The sequence below is a fragment of the Chloroflexota bacterium genome (assembly GCA_016887485.1).
Lineage (GTDB): Bacteria > Chloroflexota > Anaerolineae > Anaerolineales > Anaerolineaceae > Brevifilum.
Window position 1 is genome coordinate 12,002 of sequence record CP069395.1, and the last position, 19,259, is coordinate 31,260.

14 protein-coding genes are annotated in these 19,259 nt (G+C 49.1%); 4 read left to right on the forward strand and 10 right to left on the reverse strand.

Annotated features, from left to right (window positions below; genetic code table 11):
- Positions 1-481: 481 nt before the first annotated feature.
- The 4 genes from JR338_12435 to JR338_12450 all read left to right on the forward strand — a co-directional run bounded on the left by JR338_12435 (position 482) and on the right by JR338_12450 (position 4,834).
- Complete coding sequence (locus tag JR338_12435; protein QRN84540.1) at positions 482-1,843, forward strand: carbohydrate ABC transporter substrate-binding protein; 1,362 nt, start codon at positions 482-484, stop codon at positions 1,841-1,843.
- 94 nt (positions 1,844-1,937) lie between these two features.
- Entirely contained in the window at positions 1,938-2,873 is a 936-nt protein-coding gene (locus JR338_12440; protein ID QRN84590.1) for a sugar ABC transporter permease, read from the forward strand.
- Positions 2,870-3,820 carry a carbohydrate ABC transporter permease gene (locus JR338_12445; GenBank protein ID QRN84541.1) on the forward strand — a complete coding sequence of 317 codons (951 nt, stop codon included), beginning with the start codon at positions 2,870-2,872 and terminating at the stop codon, positions 3,818-3,820. The genes JR338_12440 and JR338_12445 overlap by 4 nt, the downstream gene beginning before the upstream one ends.
- 159 nt (positions 3,821-3,979) lie before the next feature.
- Entirely contained in the window at positions 3,980-4,834 is an 855-nt protein-coding gene (locus JR338_12450) for a DegV family protein (GenBank protein ID QRN84542.1), read from the forward strand.
- A 194-nt stretch (positions 4,835-5,028) separates the two neighbouring features.
- Here JR338_12450 and JR338_12455 read toward each other — a convergent pair whose 3' ends face one another.
- From JR338_12455 to alsB, 10 genes are all read right to left on the reverse strand, one after another.
- Positions 5,029-6,150: a GNAT family N-acetyltransferase gene (locus JR338_12455; GenBank protein ID QRN84543.1), complete on the reverse strand. Its 1,122-nt coding sequence runs from the start codon at positions 6,148-6,150 to the stop codon at positions 5,029-5,031.
- A 626-nt stretch (positions 6,151-6,776) separates the two neighbouring features.
- Positions 6,777-8,549, reverse strand: a complete 1,773-nt coding sequence (locus JR338_12460) for a DUF3459 domain-containing protein (GenBank protein ID QRN84544.1) — start codon at positions 8,547-8,549, stop codon at positions 6,777-6,779.
- A 176-nt stretch (positions 8,550-8,725) separates the two neighbouring features.
- On the reverse strand, positions 8,726-9,685 hold the full coding sequence (locus JR338_12465) for a glycyl-radical enzyme activating protein (GenBank protein QRN84545.1): 960 nt from the start codon (positions 9,683-9,685) through the stop codon (positions 8,726-8,728).
- Positions 9,675-12,083 carry a glycyl radical protein gene (locus JR338_12470; protein QRN84546.1) on the reverse strand — a complete coding sequence of 803 codons (2,409 nt, stop codon included), beginning with the start codon at positions 12,081-12,083 and terminating at the stop codon, positions 9,675-9,677. Before JR338_12470 ends, JR338_12465 begins: the two co-directional genes overlap by 11 nt.
- A gap of 29 nt (positions 12,084-12,112) precedes the next feature.
- Complete coding sequence (locus tag JR338_12475; protein QRN84547.1) at positions 12,113-13,078, reverse strand: ROK family protein; 966 nt, start codon at positions 13,076-13,078, stop codon at positions 12,113-12,115.
- 17 nt (positions 13,079-13,095) lie between these two features.
- Positions 13,096-13,782 (reverse strand): hypothetical protein, encoded by a 687-nt coding sequence (locus JR338_12480; protein QRN84548.1) that lies wholly within the window; start codon positions 13,780-13,782, stop codon positions 13,096-13,098.
- A gap of 29 nt (positions 13,783-13,811) precedes the next feature.
- The gene (locus JR338_12485) at positions 13,812-14,567 is read right to left on the reverse strand and encodes a cytoplasmic protein (protein ID QRN84591.1); all 756 of its coding nucleotides are present in this window, start codon (positions 14,565-14,567) and stop codon (positions 13,812-13,814) included.
- A gap of 39 nt (positions 14,568-14,606) precedes the next feature.
- Positions 14,607-15,587 carry a D-allose ABC transporter permease gene (gene alsC, locus JR338_12490; GenBank protein ID QRN84549.1) on the reverse strand — a complete coding sequence of 327 codons (981 nt, stop codon included), beginning with the start codon at positions 15,585-15,587 and terminating at the stop codon, positions 14,607-14,609.
- Between the two features lie 18 nt (positions 15,588-15,605).
- A complete protein-coding gene (locus tag JR338_12495) occupies positions 15,606-17,120 on the reverse strand; it encodes an ATP-binding cassette domain-containing protein (protein ID QRN84550.1) in 1,515 nt (504 codons plus the stop codon).
- Positions 17,121-17,236: 116 nt separating this feature from the next.
- Positions 17,237-18,262: a D-allose transporter substrate-binding protein gene (gene alsB / locus JR338_12500; GenBank protein QRN84592.1), complete on the reverse strand. Its 1,026-nt coding sequence runs from the start codon at positions 18,260-18,262 to the stop codon at positions 17,237-17,239.
- Positions 18,263-19,259: the final 997 nt, after the last annotated feature.

A 19,259-nucleotide genomic window follows, 5' to 3' on the forward strand; every position in this document is an offset into this window, starting at 1 on the left:
AGGATTGTACCACATCCGAATCAGGCATGATATGAGGTTCCTGGGTTTGAAAGTAGCTGATTTGGGCCTGTAATGCGACGTAAATCGGGGGTGCCAAGAGGCTGCTGAAGGGATCCCTTATTCTGTTAACAAACCAATTTGCCGGAAAATTCGCATGGTAAAACGTTTTATCTATTGTTTTATGTATTATAAAGCAGTGCCAGAATTCAATAATTTCGCAAAAAACAGTATATATTGCGTAATAGAATGTAAATTTGAAAATTTTAACTTGCAAAAAGGACTATTTTTAGATTACAATATAATATATAGGAGTGGAATGAGGCAATATTGAAGAAAGAAAAGGTTGTATACCCCAACCCTCCTGGCGTATAAGCGCTGTTAGTAAAACGATTTATCAACCTTTATTAACATCCTATTGATGTTCGGTTAATAGTGGTTGTAAACCTAATCAACTTTTCAACCTTTTAAGGAGGCAAAATAAATGAAGAAGCACGCATTTACCATTCTCTCTGTGTTAATGGTCTTCGTGTTCGTTTTGGCCGCTTGCGCACCCAAAACAACTGAGACCGCCGCTCCGACTGAGGATATGGCAGAAACAGAGGAAGTAGCTGTTGAACCCACTGAAGAAGTCGTAGAAACAGAAGTTGTTGCTTCTGATATCGACTGCATGGGTGCAGAGCCTGGTGATACGATCACAATGCTCTATCAATGGTCCGGTGTTGAGGAAGAGAACCTCAATAAGATTCTCGCTCCCTTCGTTGAGGCCTGCGGTGTGGTCATTGAACCCGAATCAACACGTGACCAGGCATTGTTGGACACCCGTGTCCAGGCTGGTACGCCGCCAGACATCACATTCTGGAACGTGACCCAATTGACCCAATATCAAGACCTCCTGGTTCCGATGACAGATTTGGGCGTTCATGGTGAAAACTATGCTGACTACTGGAAGACAATTGGCACCGTCAACGGCGCATGGCTTGGTCTCCCTGTCAAGGCTGACCCCAAGACTCTGGTCTGGTACAGCCCCGCTAACTTCACTGCCGCCGGCTACGAAGTTCCCACCACATGGGACGAACTGGATGCTCTGGTTGAGCAGATGGTTGCCGATGGCGTGACCCCCTGGTCCCTCGGTATGGAATCCGGTGACGCCACTGGCTGGACCGGTACGGACTTCGTTCAGGACATCATGCTGGTTCAACAGGGCCCCGACTACGTTTTGGGCATCATTGACGGCTCGATTCCTTACAATGATCCTGGTGTGAAACAAGCCTGGGAAACCTACGGCAAGTGGGCTATGGGCGATGAATACACCGTTGGTGGCGCAGCTGGCACCGTTTCAATCGGTTTCAACGACGCTATCCTCAAAGTATTCTCCGATCCTGCAGAGGCCATGATGGTCAAACAGTCTGGCTTTGCTGGCGGCACGATCCTGGAAACCTATCCCGACCTGGTCTTTGGCGAGGATTACGCCTTCTTTGGCGTCCCCGGTGCCCAGGGCCTGCAGGGTGGTTCTGACTGGATGATGTCCTTCAGCGACTCCAATGCCGTCAAGGCGCTGGTAGCCTTCCTGAGCAGCACGCTGGGTGGCGAAAAATGGGCGCAAGTTGGCTTCGACCTGACCCCGAACATGGCCGGCGAAACCGCTTACACCGATGCAGCTTTATTGATGAAGGCTGCAATTCTGGCCAATGCATCCGGCTTCACCCCCGATATTGGCGACTCCATCCCCGGTGGCTTCGGCAGTGCTGAATTCTCTGGCATCACCGAATACGTCAATGGCGGCACCCTGGACTCCATCCTGGACAACCTGACACAAGTACAAGCTGACGCCTTAGCTGAGTAAAAACGCTATTTGAACAAAATATCAGAGGTGCTGTGACCCAGCACCTCTGATTGTAATTGGAGGAACTATGGCAAAACCCAGAGCGTCTGCGGTGATGAAGCAGGGAAAACTGACCCCTTGGTTTTACTTGCTTCCCGCACTAATCGTAATGAGTTTTTTTATTGTCTATCCAATGATCAACACCCTCGCCCTAAGTTTTCAAAACAAGGACAGCACAGCCTCCGCTGCGACGACTTGTCGAGAAGGGCAGCCCTGTTGGGGCGTTTTTGAGAATTACCGCTACGCACTAACTGCGGAATTGGATACGACGGATTTTCAAACAACCTGGCAATCTTTTTGGACCTCTTCTTACGGCAATACCCTGAAATGGATCGTATTCATGGTCTCCGGCACGGTCATCCTTGGCCTCTTGGTCGCTGTCCTGGTGGACCGGGTGAAGTATGAATCGCTGGCGAAATCCATGATTTTCCTGCCAATGGCGATCTCATTTGTCGGTGCCGGTGTGATCTGGAAGTTTATGTATAGTTATGGCACAGGACAAGTGCAAATCGGGCTCCTCAATGCCATTATCACCGCCATGGGTTTCGATCCGGTGCCCTTCCTCTCCAAAGTGGGGCTGAATACCTTCATGCTGATCATCGTCGGGGTCTGGATGTGGACCGGTTTCTGTATGACCGTCCTCTCTTCGGCCTTAAAATCGGTGCCCCAGGAGCTTCTGGAGGCTTCCCGGATTGACGGTGCGAACGAATTCCAGGTCTTTTTCAAAATCATGCTGCCGATCATTTCGCCTACGGTGGTCGTTGTGATTACCACGATGGTGATCAATGTCCTAAAGCTTTTTGATATCGTGTACGTAATGACAGGGGGTAACTTCAAGACCCAGGTCATTGCAAACCGCATGTACACGGAGATGTATAAGAACTTTCAGACGGGAAGAGGGACGGCTATTGCCGTGGTTCTCATCCTGGCGATCATTCCCTTCATCTTCATGAACGTCAAACGCTTTATGGCACAGGAGGCAATGCGATGAAACGGGCAAAAATCAATCACGTCTTGAACAAGATCCCGCTCCATGCCATTACTATCCTGATTCTGATCATCTGGATTGTCCCGACATTGGGGCTGTTGATTACTTCTTTCCGTCCTGTGACCTTGATCAATACCACCGGCTGGTGGACTTTCCTGTCTGCTGATACCGGTGAGTCCGAGAGGTTCACATTTAATAACTACATCGATGCCCTGGTGGGCTATCGCGGCAATAAAACCTATGTGGAGGACTGCGCCGCTGGGACCCAGTCCCTTGACTTGAAGTGTAATATCTCAGATTTGCTCAATCCCCGAGGGATGGGCAGGGCATTCCTAAACAGTCTATTGGTCACCTTACCGGCCACGGTTCTCCCGATCCTTTTTGCGGCATTCGCGGGGTATGCCTTTGCCTGGCTGGATTTCAAAGGGCGCTACCTTCTCTTTGCCATATTGGTGGGGCTGCAGGTCGTCCCGCTGCAGATGACGTTGGTGCCAATCCTCAGGGTTTATGCCAAATTACACTTAAATGGCACTTTCTGGGGCGTTTGGCTCTTCCACACGGGCTTTGGCATGCCTTACGCTATCTATTTGATGCGGAATTTCCTGGGCGGCCTGCCTAAGGACCTGTTTGAATCAGCTTATCTGGATGGCGCGAACCATTGGACAGCCTTCCGCAAGCTGGCTATCCCTCTGGCGATGCCCGCCATTGCTTCGCTGACGATTTTCCAGTTTCTTTGGGTCTGGAACGATTTGTTGGTGGCCTTGGTCTTCCTGGGCGGCACTAAACCTGTAATGACTTACCAGATCAGCAATATGGTCACCTCACTCGGTGCCGGCTGGCACCTTCTGACGGCTGCGGCTTTCCTTTCGATGCTGCTCCCGATGATCATCTTCTTCGCCCTGCAACGTTTCTTCGTGCGGGGGATGCTCGCTGGGGCCGTCAAAGGATAAAAAACTTACGATTGAATATGGAACAACCCAACCAGTTTCGGCTGGTTGGGTTTCTTTTTTCCAACAACTTTTATAAGGATATTGGGTTACAATCTATATCAACTTAATTACTTTATTGACGTTTATTGGGCCCCCAATTTTTTCTGAAAAGGATTCATAATGCCAAAGACTGCCATTATAACAGATACAAATTCCAGCCTATCTAAGACCCTTTGTGAGTCACTTGGCATCATTCAGGTGCCGATTCAAATCATGTTTGGTGAAGAAACTTACCTAACGGGTGAAGAAATTGGCGATGAAAAGCTTTTTGAGATGATCGATGAGCGTCAGATCCTGCCAACCACCGCTGCACCATCACCAGGCGCTTTTCAAATGGCCTTTCAGAACGCTTTTGACCAGGGTGCAGACGAAATTGTCTGTGTGTGCTGCTCCAGCAAGGTCAGCGCGACTTATGATGCTGCCTGTATGGCTGCCAAGGATTTCCCCGGAAAGAAAATTGGCGTTATAGATTCGCTCCAATTGTCCCTGGCTGAAGGGTTTCAGGTGCTGAAAGCCACTGAGGCTGCCGCTGAGGGCGCAGGAGTGGATGAAATTATGGCGCTGATCGAGGATTTGAAGCCCCGGCTGCATATTTATGGCGCCCTTCCAACCTTGAAATACCTTGTAATGGGGGGCAGGGTAGGGAAATTATCCGCCGGAATGGCTGAAACCTTCAACATCAAGCCGATTATGACCAATATAGATGGTAAATTGGCCTCACTGGAGAAGGTGCGCACCTGGCGCAAGGCGCGTGCCCGCTTGGTGAAAATCGCGATTGAAAAAGCTGAGGGTACCGTTATTACCAAAATTGGGCTGTTCCATGTTAATAATACGGAAGGGGCAATGGAGCTGTATGAGGATTTGAAAGCAGTGTTACCAGTTCCAGAGGATTACATCTTGGAAGAATTCACCCCAGGCCTCTCCGTTCATGCCGGTTCCGGTGTGATAGGTTATGTCCTGGAGACAGAGAAATAAGAAACGTACCTAAGTTAAGCGAAAAATATATAACTAACTATTAAAAATTATATATTATATCTTTCGCGTAGTCATTAATCATTCAAATTTCTCCAACAATATTATCCCAACAAAAAAACCTGAGCCAATCCTAAAAAAGACAGTGCTTAGGTTTTTTGATGTTTTTTCAGCTGATGGGGGACGGAGAATCGGTCCTACAGCTCTTTGATATAGCAGCGCCGACGCTTGTGCTGGCGTTTTTCAAACGTTTTCCATTGCGATTGGACGTTTAAATTGTCTTCCAGCTCCGGATTTGTCTCAATTTTCTTGATCCCGCGCCTGATAAAAGCCTCCCAGACCTGATTCATCAAGACCATATTAACACCCAGACCCTGATATTTCTTCCGCACTGCGATGAGATAAAGGTCCGCACGGTCGTTGTGAGAAAGGGCATACAAAATTCGAGCCCAGCCAAAGACGAAGAGTTTTCCCCGGCTTTTTTGCAGGGCTTTAGAGAGGGAGGGAAAAGTGACACCAAAAGCAACCATCTGGTCGTTCTCATCGAGGATCACAGGCACAAAATCCGGATGCGCAAAGCCGAAATATGCTTTCGTATAGTGCTGAATTTCTTCAGGTGAGAGCGGCGTCGCTCCATAAAGGTGGCTGTATTCGTCATTGATCAGCCCAAAAAGCTGAGATGCGTACGGGAGAAGCTCTCTCTTGTTTTTTGCCTCAAGAAGATGCAGATTATTGCGTTTCAGCACGATCTTAGCGGCTTTGGCGATCTTTTCATCCAGTTTTATAGGCATTTTCAGCTCATATTCCACCCAGTCTGTGTCCTTCCGGTAGCCCAGCCGGTCCATGTGCTCTGGATAATAGGGGTAATTGTAGAGTGTCGCCAGGGTGGCCACTTCGGTGAAACCTTCCACCAGCATGGCTTCCCGGTCCAGATCTGAAAAGCCCAAAGGACCGTGGATGGCTTCCAAGCCTTTTTCCCGCCCCCAGGCCTCAACAGCGTCAAGTAGGGCAGCAGAAACTTCGGGATCGTCCTCAAAATCTAACCAGCCAAAGCGGATGTAAGGCGCATCCCACTTCTCGTTGTGTCTGGGATTGATAATGCCGGCAATTCGACCAACCAGGTGATTATCTCTGTAGGCGAGCCAGTAGCGAGCCTCACAGTACTCCAATGCCGGATTTTTCGTAGGATCCAGGGTGTTTCTTTCGTCAGAAGCCAACGCAGGGACGTAATAGGGGTTGTTCTTATAAAGCTTCAGAGGATAATTGATGAATTCTGCCAAATCCCGCTTGGTTTGGACTTCCTTGAGACGAAGTGCCATGTTTTCTCCAATTCTAGCTGTGATGATGCTAAATAAATTTACCACTGATAATAACACTAAAATAAAGGTGTGGTTTCACCTCTTACTGAAAGAAGGGGGATAGCTGGAGGTGAATTGATGGTAAGATTGGTTTGGAAAAACAAACCAAGGCACGGCGATATACTACACGAAATATTAACAGAATAATTCATTGTTATTGTAAATGCTTATTCACATAAACTATAATAGGGTTTTTAGGACCAATTCTACGCCAATTTCATAGGGTTTTGATCCAATGGATCACTGTAAATCGCTCCAGAGCCTTTCTGATGAACTTACCTTTTTACACTTTGTGATAACTTTTCTGCGCTGTTCTTTTTCGTGACCAGAGTTACAACATTCTATAGAGTACAAGCCAATATTTCCATAGAAAATAACGAGGAAATCCAGTAATAAGCCGGTTTTTGATGGACAAGCCATTCTTGGGCACAATCAAAGATAGAACTCCCCCAGTGATATTATTCTTACTAGAAGCCCTAGTATTCAAGTTACTTCAACAGTCGCTTATTTCCAATAATCCGCTATTAAGGATATATAATATAATTAAATATATTATATAATATTATACTAATATAAATTACCATATCCTATGGCATACCTCCCTGCAGTTGCAAAATATACACGCCATATGGCTCAATCAGCGGGGTATCCAGCAAATGGAATATTACACCATCTTCATTAACCTTCAACGGGTTGAAATACCCCGAACCAATAATCGGTGCAAGCTGATAGATCCCTTCTGAAAGGCCGCTATTCCCTTTAGCCAACCAAACTTCATCCACCGGCTGGTCACTGAGATTAACGAGGACCAGAACGGCCTCACCCTCACTCATGCGTAGAAAGCTGATTATTGCTTCATCTGTAGTGGTCAGCATTATCAGGCCCCCTACCCTCAACGCGGCATGCTGGTTGCGGATTCGGATCAAATCTCGATAGTTGGACCAGATAGAATCGGGGTCCGCCATTTCATCCGCCACATTCGTGACCATCCACCCCTCACCTAAGGCCTGCCAGGGCGATCCAGGTGTGAAACCGGCAAAAGCCGCGTCTCCAGTCCATTGCATGGGCCGCCGAATCCTTTCATGGATTTGGCTCCCCGTCATGCCAATTTCCTCACCATAATAAATAAATGGAACGCCTGGTGATGTCAGCAGCAATGCGCTGGCTACCGCCATCCGTTTTTCATCGCTGTTTACCTGATTCAACACCCTATCCTGATCATGGTTGGTCAGAAAAGTGGCATATTGCATATTGGGTATTTGTGAATAAGAATATCCCATTTGATATTCAAGAGCCTGGTTGTTTCCGGAATTAACCGCCCCAATTACAGTGTCAGCCAGTAAAAACTCAAAAGACAGATCCAACTCGTCCCCTTGCAGGTATGCGGATGTGATGGATGTATCATCCCAGACCTCACCCACAACAAGCGAATCAGGACTGATTTGTTTGTAAAATGGTCTAAAATCCTTCCACCAATTATGCGTGGAATCCGAGTTTGCCTGAATCGCACCCTCTTCGATAAGGTGTTTTGCAGCGTCCATCCGGAATCCATCCACGCCCACGTCTTCCAGCCAAAACTGAACCACGTCCTCCATTTGGGCGGTCACTTCCAGGTTGTTGTAATTCAAATCAGGCATCCCAGAGGTAAAAGTCGAATAATAATATTGGCCATAAATAGGGAACCAAACCTGTTGGCCCCAGGAACCTGTATAGCCCGGGTTAGTCTCTGACCAGATATACCAGTCATGATATGGGGAAGATGGGTCTTTTGCCTGCGTGAACCAGGGGTGCTTATTGGATGTATGATTAACGACCAGGTCTATGATGACCCGGATACCACGAGAATGAGCTTCTTCAAGCAAGATCTTGAAATCATCCATTGTTCCATATTCAGGATTGATATCATAATAATCGGTCACATCATAGCCATGATATGAGGGCGAAGGGAAAATCGGCATCAGCCAGATTCCGGTAATGCCTAAATCAGAATCAGTATTCGGATCACCATCATTGAGGTAATCCAGTTTCTGGATGATTCCATTAATATCACCGATACCATCCCCATCGCTGTCATAAAAGGACCGCACGAAAATCTCATAAAAAACACTGTCATTCCACCAGGGATACCCATCTGTCCCCTCCGGAAGTCCCGGGATCGGATCAACCGTGGTCATTTCAGGTATTAGCTGAGGTGTAGGCGTTTCTGTGGGTAATGCAGCCGCATTTGGGGTAAGTGAACTATATATTTCACTGGCTATCTGGGTTGAGAGTTGATTGATTTGTGCCTGTGAAGGACCGCAGGCAGGCAACAGTGCGCCAATTATTACAAGCATCAGGCCTAAAAAGATGATTCTTTTCATACCAGCGTCCATTCTGGAATATTAGAAAGCCAATATAGAGTTCCCCCTTCAGTATACAAGTAGAAAGAATCATTGGAAAGACTGAATAAATAAAATTCAGAGTTTGAACGCACTTCTGGATAATTTTATTCTGAATGGACAATTAGCAAAGGTTACACAATCATCCCTGCGTTTCTTCATCCATTAAACGCCACTAAAGGAACCCCTTTTGCCACAAAATAGGCTTTCTTCTCCTCCAGATAGTCCGGTGATGCCTTCGGAAGGTCGATAAGGGCATATTCCCGCCCTGTGCAGCGATATTTGGTCGTCCCCAACGTGTGGTAGGACAGTAAACTAAGCCCCATCACAGAGGGCAGTGATTTTACTAACTTCGCCAGGTTATCCAAATTTTCCTCGGAGTCGTTAAGCCCCGGAATTAACGGAACCTGGATCACTATAGGCGTCCCGGACGAATTGATATACGAAAGATTATCCAGTATCTGGCCGTTGGGCACCCCAGTCAGCTTTTGATGGGTTTTGTTATCCATGTGTTTGATATCAAAGATCACCAGGTCCAGATATGGGAGCACCTGCTGGAGGTTTTTCAGCGGCGCCTGGCCGCTGGTTTGTATGGCGGTGTGGATCCCCTTGGCCTGACAGAGCCGCAGGACTTCGGCTGAAAACGCCGGCTGAGCCAAAGCCTCCCCACCTGAGAGCGTGACGCCCCCTTGAGAGTGCTTATAGAAAGGCCAATCGCGCTCAATGATCGATACCACTTCCTCGGCTGTCATTTTCTCCCCGGCCAGGGTCAGCGCCTCAACGTAACATGAGTCAATACACTTCCCGCAGCCGTCACAGCGGTCAAAGAGCACAGTTACCGGTTCTCCGGGCTTTTCCTGAACGATGGCATCCTGCGGACAAACGCCCACACAGCGCCCACAACCGATGCATTTATCCTCAAAATAGACAATTTCCGGACTTCCCATCTGAGATTCAGGGTTACTGCACCATAAACAGCGCAGCGGGCAGCCCTTCAGAAAGACCGTGGTCCGAATTCCCGGGCCGTCATGGAGGGTGTAGCGCTCAATATTGAGCACCCAGCCCTCTATTTTGTCATTTTTCGGCGTTTCCTGAGTTGTCATCGACTTAGAGGGCATGTTCCATCCGCTCGATAATATCCCGCTGCAAACCGGGAGCCAAAGCCACAAATAAGGCGCTGTAACCGGCCACCCGTACGATCAGGTCCTTGTAATTCTCTGGGTGGGCCATGGCATCCCGCAGGATCTCGGTGGAAACCGTGTTGAACTGAACGTGCCAACCCTTCATATCGACGAAACCGCGCAGCATAGCGGAGAGTTTACGCACACCCTCGCTGGTGGAGAGCGAATCCGGCGTCAGGCGGATATTCAGCAGTTGTCCGCCGGTCACTTTGAGTGTCGGGAGCTTGGAGACGGAGTGGAAAATCGCCGTGGGGCCCTTGCGGCCGTTGCCCTGGGAGGGTGAAATGCCATCCGCCGTCGGCTCATGGCTCTTGCGGCCATCCGGGGTCGCACCGATCACATCCCCGGCGGTGATATTGGCCGAAATGGTCACGGTGGAGGGGTAGAAATTACCGCCAATCGGACCCCGTCCATAGCGCATGTTCTTGTATTGCGGGATGATATCGCAGTAGGAATTCAAGGCCTCAGCGGTCAGTTCATCCACATAATCCTCATCTTCGCCGTATTTCGGTACCCGATTCATCAGGATTTGGCGGATTTCCTCGCCGCGTTTACCTTCAAAGTTCGTGTCAATGGCCTGTTTGACCTCTTCCTGGGTCAAAACCTTATCCTCATAGACCAGTTTCTTGAGGGCTGCCAGGGCATTCCCAACATTCGGAATGCCAACCAGCGCGCCGCTGGTCATGTCATAGATCGCCCCACCCTGGTTAAGGTGCTTGCCACGCTCCAAACAGTCATTTACCAGCAGCGAGCAGAAGGCATTGGGCGTCAATTTCTCCAAAGTCCAGTCGTTGATATTATCGGCCGTGACATGGACTCGGGTGTAATACTGAATTTGTTGGTTCCAGGCCGCCAGAAGGTCCTCAAAGGTCTTCATTTGGGTGATATCACCAGAGCCCGGCAGCGGACAAAGCCCGGTTTCAGGGTCCTTGCCACCGTTGAGGGTCAGTTCTAGCACCTTGAGCACATTGACCTTGCTCTTGCCGTTCGCGCGGTAGCCCCATTTTCCCGGCACCTGGACTTCCAGACAGCCCATAGTCGAATAATCCAGGGCGTCCTCGTGCGAAACACCCCGGCCCTCCAGTGAGGGTACAATGATCGCATCGTTGACGAAGGCGGGCATTCCAAAGCCCAGCCGGACCACCCGAAGGGCTTCTTGCAGGAAATCCTCATCAATTGTGGGATGCAGCCGGATGTAAAAATTAGGCTCAGAAAGGCGCACCTCGGCCAGCGCAGAGAGGCACAGCCAGCTTAATGGGTTGACCGCGTCCTCGCCATCCCCTAACTGGCCGCCAACGACCAAATTTTGGTACATTGGATATCCGGATTGGGTGCGGGAATGCTTCTCGGGGCGAATTTTAATGATGGTGAACAGCTTCAAATAGAAGTGCTCCAGCAGTTCAAGGGCATCATCTTCGGTGAGAATACCCTTTTCCAGGTCATATTTGAGATAAGGATATAGATATTGATCGAAGCGACCCAGCGAAACGGAATGCCCATTGCTCTCAATTTGTTCGATCAGGTGGAGCAACCAGACGGTAATCAAGGCCTGCCGGAAATTTTGAGCCGGTTTGGCGGGGACTACGCGCAAATCGCTTGAAATTTGGGCCAATTCCTGGCGCCGCTTCTCATCTTTGACGTCTTTAGCCTGCCGTTCCGCCTCACTGGCCAGCCGCTCTGCGTAATTTATCACACCGCTACAGACGGTCTCCACAGCTTCATAGAAATCACGTTTATCCAGTGACTCGGGCTCATATAAAGGAAGGGCAGCCTTCAGCTCTGAGGCCCGTTTCCATAGGGCCTCAAACCCGTTTTTCAGCACCATCCGGTGATCCACGATAATGTGGCCCTCACCGGAGGTTGCTTGCCCGGTCCAACTGGTGACCCCAATCTTGCTGGCGTCCTTTACAAAATCGGGCTGGCGGGTTTCGATGCGATCTAGCAGGGATTCGCCATCCCACCAGGGTAAAAGCTCTCGCAGTTCTTCCCGTGTCTCGGAGGAAATCGTGAACTTATCATAACGACGCTTTTCGAACCGATCCAGCTCATCATAGACCCATTTCCAGGAATATTCCGGGAAAACGGAGGCCCACCTGGGATGAGAAGCGCCAATACCCGGGATTAGATCATTTTCACCCAGATAAACGGTTTTGTTTTCCAGATAAGACTTCAGGGCTTTTGCCCGTTTGATGATCGGCGGATATTGCTTGAAATCCTGATAAACCTGGGTATAAATGCGTACCCTCTCCGAACAAATGCCAGGGGGATTACTGATAAGGGAGTCTTTGATCTGCTTTACGCGTGCCTGTTTTTCATCCGACAATTGGGTCAACATAATATCTCTCCGAGTACTTAATAATAAACTCACCCACGCTTATTGAAAACCATGGCACCCGCACCAATAACACCTGCTTCATCACCTAGCTGCCACGGTTTCAATTCAAAACTATCCAATAGCTGCGGCTGAATGCTCTCCCGCAGCCCTTTCATGGCTGGCTCAAACACCCTCTCGCCCATCCGGGTTAGCCCGCCGCCATAAACGATCAGCTCCGGATTCACAATTTGGGCGATAATGGATAAGCCTACACCAAAATAATACCCTGAAGTATCAATAATTTCATTCGCAATTCGGTCCCCTTGCTGGGCGGCTTCCAAAATCAGGCTGCCATGGATCCGCTTACGGTCAGGTGTGGCATATTGGGTCAGGAGGGTCTCCTCACCAGCATCAATCTGCTCGTAGGCCATACGGGAGATGCCCACCCCACTGGCATAAGCCATCAGGCATCCATTCTTACCGCAAGTGCAGGGCGGCCCGCCGACATCCACCACGATATGCGCAATTTCACCGGCTGTGCCAGTCGCGCCCACATAAAGCCCGCCATCTATAATAATTCCGAGGCCATAACCTGTGCTATAGGTCGCATAGCACATATTCCGGCTGCCGCGGCCTGCGCCATAGTGATATTCGCCCAAAGCACATAAATTGGTGTCGTTTTCCAGGATCACCGGCCTGCCAATCTTGCTGGCAACGGTATCCCTGAGGGGCACTTTATGCCAGGCTGGCAGGTTCGAACTGATCAAAACCAGCCCATCCGGGCCATTAACTGTGCCTGCAAATCCGATGCAGACACCCTCAATCTCGTCCGGATCGATCCCACAATCATCAATCAGGGCAAAATAAGCTTTTTCAATCGCATCAATAACATATTGGGGTTCTTTTTCAGAATGGGCGCGGGTCTTGTAACAAGACGTGACTTCACCATCCCGATTAATAATACCTGCAGCTATTTTGGTGCCCCCCACATCAATACCTACAGCGTACTCTTTCATAAAATCCTCTTATACTTTTAATTTAGCCTGATCGCATCATCTACGGCTTGTTTGAACGCCGCAACATTCTCAACCAGGTCACTTTGAGGTTTGAAGATGCTGGATGTGCCACAAATAAAATGATTACATCCAGCATCCAGGAATGTCGCTAATCGACCCTCAGAAACCGACCCATCAGCAGCTATTTCCATCTCCAAACCAAGTTGCGCCACCACGTCACGGATTTTCTTCATGTTCGTGACGCCATGTGGATTGAAAGGCTGACCTGCGTAGGCCGGGCCCACCAGATTAACCACCACCTGAGAGACTATACCCAGGGCCTTATCAATATCCTCAGGCACTTCAGAAGTCGGTAAAATGCCTAATCCAGCCTCCAGACCCAGATCTCGGACCCGTTGAATGGCTTCAAGATAGTCCTCGCCCCGCGTTTCCAGCTGGATCACCACAACATCCGCCCCACCCTGCTTCAATTCTTCCAGGTATTTCGACGGGTAATGGCAATACAGATGCACATCGAATCGCTTTGTTGATAAAGGGCGAAGCGCTTTGATCAGCGCCGGGCTGAGGAGGAATGTCGGTGCGAACACCCCATCGCAAAGATCAAAGTGATAGGTATCGGATACCGAACGTTCCAGTCGTTCAAAATCATGGCTTATGCAAATTGGATTTGCACAAGCCACGGATGCAGAAATGCGAAAGGTCATAGTTGTAATAAATGGCTATACGAAATTAGTTAAATTTCTTTAGCCAGCCATTTCAGAATATTGGTGAACAGGATCTCGTAACCTTCCCAATCCAGGAATTCCTTCGTGCCCCAATGCGGCGCGAGGTCGGAAGCAAAGGCAAATGACCTGCCCTGTCCATAATCCCAGGCTGCCATGAAGGTGTCGCCATCAATTTTGGCAATCTCGTCAGCCTCATCCTTGGCCATGATCTTGTTATAGCCCAGGAACTCAGGCCAGGCGCTGTTTTCAATACCCTTCAGGACGGGATGATCAGCCTTGGTGACCACCGGCGTAACACCTTCAGGGTGTTCCATCCGGTCATCCCAATTGAGCATATCCACCGGTAACACATCGGCGATGGGGGTCATGGCATAGCGGGCCTTATTTTCCAGACCGGCAAAGCTCAAATAACCACCGCACATCAACAAGCCGCCCCCCGCTTTGACATAATCCTGAATGGCCAGTAGACGGTTCCCCTTGCGCACGCCATTGAACTGCATCTCAGGATCAAGAAGCAATGTGTTACTGCCGCAGTCACTGATGATCACGGCATCGTATTGGCTCAATTCCTCCGCTTTTTGCGGGAATTTTGATTGGGCAATATGGTTTGGATAATAGTCCAACTCAACGCCTGTGTCTTTGAGAACCTCAAAGAACCGATCGGCGAAAAAGTCTTCATAGCGATTCAATACCGCAGTATCAAAGCCCTTCATATGGGTTTCTGCAACGATCCAAGACTCGCCTGCCATTATGATCTTCATGATGTTCCTTTCTTGATTAGATCCTAATCAAAATCTGCGAGGTTATTTCTTTTGCCTCATGATGAATGTATCCAATGACACGGCTGCGATAATAAGGGCACCCATAACGACCTGCTGATAGAACGAGTCAATCCGCATCATGTTCAAACCGTTGTTGATCAAACCAATAACCAGACCACCAATAACCACATTCCAGACTCGGCCTTTACCGCCGAAGAAGCTGGTCCCACCGATGATGGCGGCTGCGATAGCGAAGGTCTCATAACCAGAAGCGGCCAGAGGTTCAGCAGCACCGGTCTTTGCTGTGATGACCATACCGGCGATACCGGCACAAATCCCGGAGATGATGAAAACGATCAGCGTATAGAACTTGATATTGATGCCGGAGAACCAGGCAGCTTCTTTGTTGCCACCGAAGGCATAGATGTTCCGACCCAATTTTGTCCGGGTCGTCACGAACCACAGGATGACCGCCAGGAACAAGGCAATGATAATGGCCATTGGTATTTGGCCAAACAACCTGTAGTTGATGATCGCCTTGAATTGGGGCGGGAAACCGGAAACAGCTCGAGCGTCTGAGATGATCATGATCAGGCCGCGGAAGATCCAGTTTGTGCCCAGGGTAATAATAAAGGGATGCACACCGGTGAAGTTCACCAGAAGACCATTGATTGCGCCCAGCACACCACCGCCGACAATACAACCCAGAAAAACCGCCAACAGAACAGGCATCCCGGCGTTCATCAATTTGCCGGCGAGGAGGCCGGTCAGCGCGAGGATCGAACCTACAGAAAGGTCAATCCCGGCGATCAGGATGGCAAAGAACTCACCCAGGCCGATGATGATCTTATCGGAACTCTGATAAAGGATGTTGATCAGGTTCGTTGGGGTAAGGAAATTGCTGTTGTCAGCAGAAAATACAGCAATAAAGCCAACAAGGAGCAGCAAAATCGCCGCTGTTCCAAAATTCTCCCAAATTTGGCTAAAACTCTTCTTCGGTTTAACAACTTTTGTATTATCCATTTCCAGATCTTCCATTTCTTATGTTGCTGCTAGAATAATTTTCTCTTCAGTTGCTTCTGAACTATCCAGCCTGGCGCTGATCTCACCCTTCTTGAATACCAGGATCCGATCACACACACTTAACAGCTCCGGCAGCTCAGAAGACACCATAATGACACCCTTCCCCTCATCAACCAGTTCCCGCATGATCTTATAGATTTCGCTCTTGGAACCAACATCAATCCCTCTGGTGGGCTCATCAAACAGAATCACTTCTGCATCCGCACAAAGCCATTTACCAATAATGACTTTTTGCTGGTTGCCGCCAGAGAGCTTGGTGATATTTTGAAATACTGAGGTGCACTTAATCGCCAGTTTGTTTTTCTGCGTTTCAGCCTTCTTCTTTTCATCGGCTGAGTTAATCCGACCCGTTGCTCCTTTTAGCTTCGAGTGCTTCAGATGCTCCACAATGGAAACATTCTTATAAATCTCAAAGTTATGGAAGAAGCCGGTCTCTCTACGGTTTTCTGTCAACAGAGCAAGGCCTTTTTTCACAGCATCATAAGTATCATTGATCTTGATCTCTTCCCCATTGAGATAAACTGTGCCGCTTTCTTTCGGTTCTGCGCCAAAGAGCGCATTCAACAACTCAGTCCTACCCGCCCCCATCAGACCGGCAAAGCCCAGAATCTCATGTCGTCGAAGCTGGAAGCTGACATCCCTGACCTTATTGTCAGGTGTTGTGAGGTTTTTGACCTCAAAGACAATTTCCTCCGTGCCTTCACTTTTATTTCTCGTAGAGAAATATTTGTCTTTGAGCTCTCGTCCGACCATCATCAGGACGATCTCTTCTTTGGACTTGATCTCTGAGAGCGCTTTTGTTCCAACCAGTTTTCCGTCTTTTAACACCGTTATACGATCGCCAACCTGATTGATTTCATCAAGTTTGTGCGAGATATAAATAATGCCGACACCTTCATCCCGAAGATTCCGAATAATTTTAAAGAGCCTATTGATTTCCTCAGGTGTAAGGGATGAGGTAGGTTCGTCCATGATTAGGATTTTGGCTTCCATCACAAGCGCTTTGGCAATTTCGACAAGCTGCTTTTCCGAGATGGAGAGTTCCTGGACGAAAGTTGACGGGGGTTTCTTCAAGCCAACCATTTGTAACATCTCAGCCGCTTTGTTATTGATGTATTTCCAATCAACAACGGAAGCGCCCAAAACCTTCTTGGTAGGTAATCTTCCAATGAATAAATTTTCTGCGATCGAAAGCTCGTTGATAACGCTAAGTTCCTGATAAATGATACTGATACCCAATTCCTGGGATAAGGTCGGGTTGAGCTGTGAGTAGGTCTTCTCACCAATAATGATCTTTCCGCTGGTGGGGGTATATACACCGCTCAAGATCTTCATCAGGGTAGATTTACCTGCACCATTTTCACCGACCAGAACGTGCACTTCCCCTTCATTCAAGTCAAATGAAATATCATCAAGGGCAGTCACCCCAGGGAATTCCTTGGTTATGTTCTGCACTTCAATTAGTTTTGTCATAGCGTTTCATTTCTAATCAAGGATAGTTGATTTTGCTATAGTGAATAATAAACGAAAATTCCAGAGTTGTACGGCCGTTCCATAAAGGAACGGCCGTACATTTCAACTACTAATAACTACTCTACGTATTCACCAACATTCTCAGGTGAAATCAGAACGGAATCAACATATTGGAAGGCAGGTTCCGCATCAACGGAGCCAGCGTTGCCATTTTGAACAGCTTCGAGGAGCATATTGAAACAAACCACGCCGATTTGGGCGGGGTCCTGAGCCACTGTGGCGGACATGCGGCCTTCAGCGACAGAGGTGAATGCATCCGGAATACCATCGGTGCCGACGACCATGATCTGGTCAGCCAGACCGGCGTTTTCCACAGCTTCCTGAACACCGAGTGCCATGGTGTCATTGGCGCAGTAGAAAGCCTTGAGGTCAGGATATTGGCTGATGATGTTGGTGGCAACATCGAGGGCCTTGTTGCGGTCCCAGTCAGCGGGCTGTGAGGAAACGATTTCATAACCGGCAGCCAGGAAGGCTTCTTCAGCGCCCTGTTTGCGGTCTTCACCACTTGCATTGCCAGCTTTACCTTCGATGATGGCAACCTGACCGGGTTCGGTGTTCTCAATGATGTAAGCAGCGCCTGTGCCGCCAACCTGGACATTGTCCGTGGTGGCGAAGCCAACAACATAACCGCCGGCTGCGGCGAGTTCATCTGCATCGATTTTCTCATCCAGGTCAACAACAGGGATGCCGGCTGCATTGGCTGCAACCACACCCTCGATGGCGTTGGTGGGGGAAATCGGGGCGATACCAATGCCGTCATAACCCTGGCCAGCAGCTGTGAGCAATTTGTCCAGCTGTCCGGACAGTTCATCTTCGGAGTTCATGGCATCAACGTAAACTTCCACGCCAGCTTCTGCTGCCGCGGCTTCAATACCTTCCTTCATCGCAACCCAGTGCGGGTTGGAGAGGGTTTTCAGCAGGAAGTAAAAGCTCAGAGGTTCAGCGTCAACTTCTTCAGCCTCGGTATCTTCAACATATTCACCAACATTCTCAGGTGAAATCAGAACGGAATCAACATACTGGAAGGCAGGTTCCGCATCAACGGAGCCAGCGTTGCCATTTTGAACAGCTTCGAGGAGCATATTGAAGCAAACCACGCCGATTTGGGCGGGGTCCTGAGCCACTGTGGCGGACATACGGCCATCAGCAACAGAGGTGAATGCATCCGGGATACCATCGGTGCCGACGACCATGATCTGGTCAGCCAGACCGGCGTTTTCCACAGCTTCCTGAACACCGAGTGCCATGGTGTCATTGGCGCAGTAGAAAGCCTTGAGGTCAGGATATTGGCTGATGATGTTGGTAGCAACATCGAGGGCCTTGTTGCGGTCCCAGTCAGCGGGCTGTGAGGAGACGATTTCATAACCGGCAGCCAGGAAAGCTTCTTCAGCGCCCTGTTTGCGGTCTTCACCACTTGCATTGCCAGCTTTACCTTCGATGATGGCAACCTGACCGGGTTCGGTGTTCTCGATGATGTAAGCAGCGCCTGTGCCGCCAACCTGGACATTGTCCGTGGTGGCGAAGCCAACAACATAACCGCCGGCTGCGGCGAGTTCATCTGCATCGATTTTCTCATCCAGGTCAACAACAGGGATGCCGGCTGCATTGGCTGCAACCACACCCTCGATGGCGTTGGTGGGGGAAATCGGGGCGATACCGATGCCGTCATAGCCCTGACCAGCAGCTGTGAGCAATTTGTCCAGCTGACCGGACAGTTCATCTTCGGAGTTCATGGCATCAACGAAAACTTCCACACCGGCTTCTGCTGCCGCGGCTTCAATACCTTCCTTCATCGCAACCCAGTGCGGGTTGGAGAGGGTCTTCAGCAGGAAGTAAAAGCTCAGGCCTTCGCCTGCGGCGGCTTCTTCAGTGGGTTCTGTCGCTGGGGTTGTACAACCTGTGATAACGGTGGTCATCATAACAGCGATAACCAAAATCAATAGAAATTTCTTCTTACCCATTTAATATTCTCCTTATAAGGTTAATTTTGGAACTTGTCATCCTTCAAACCTATTCAGCAGTTTTTCAATCTTCCGGCCGGAGCCGTTGTGGCGTCAGTGATCTGACCTTATAGATTGG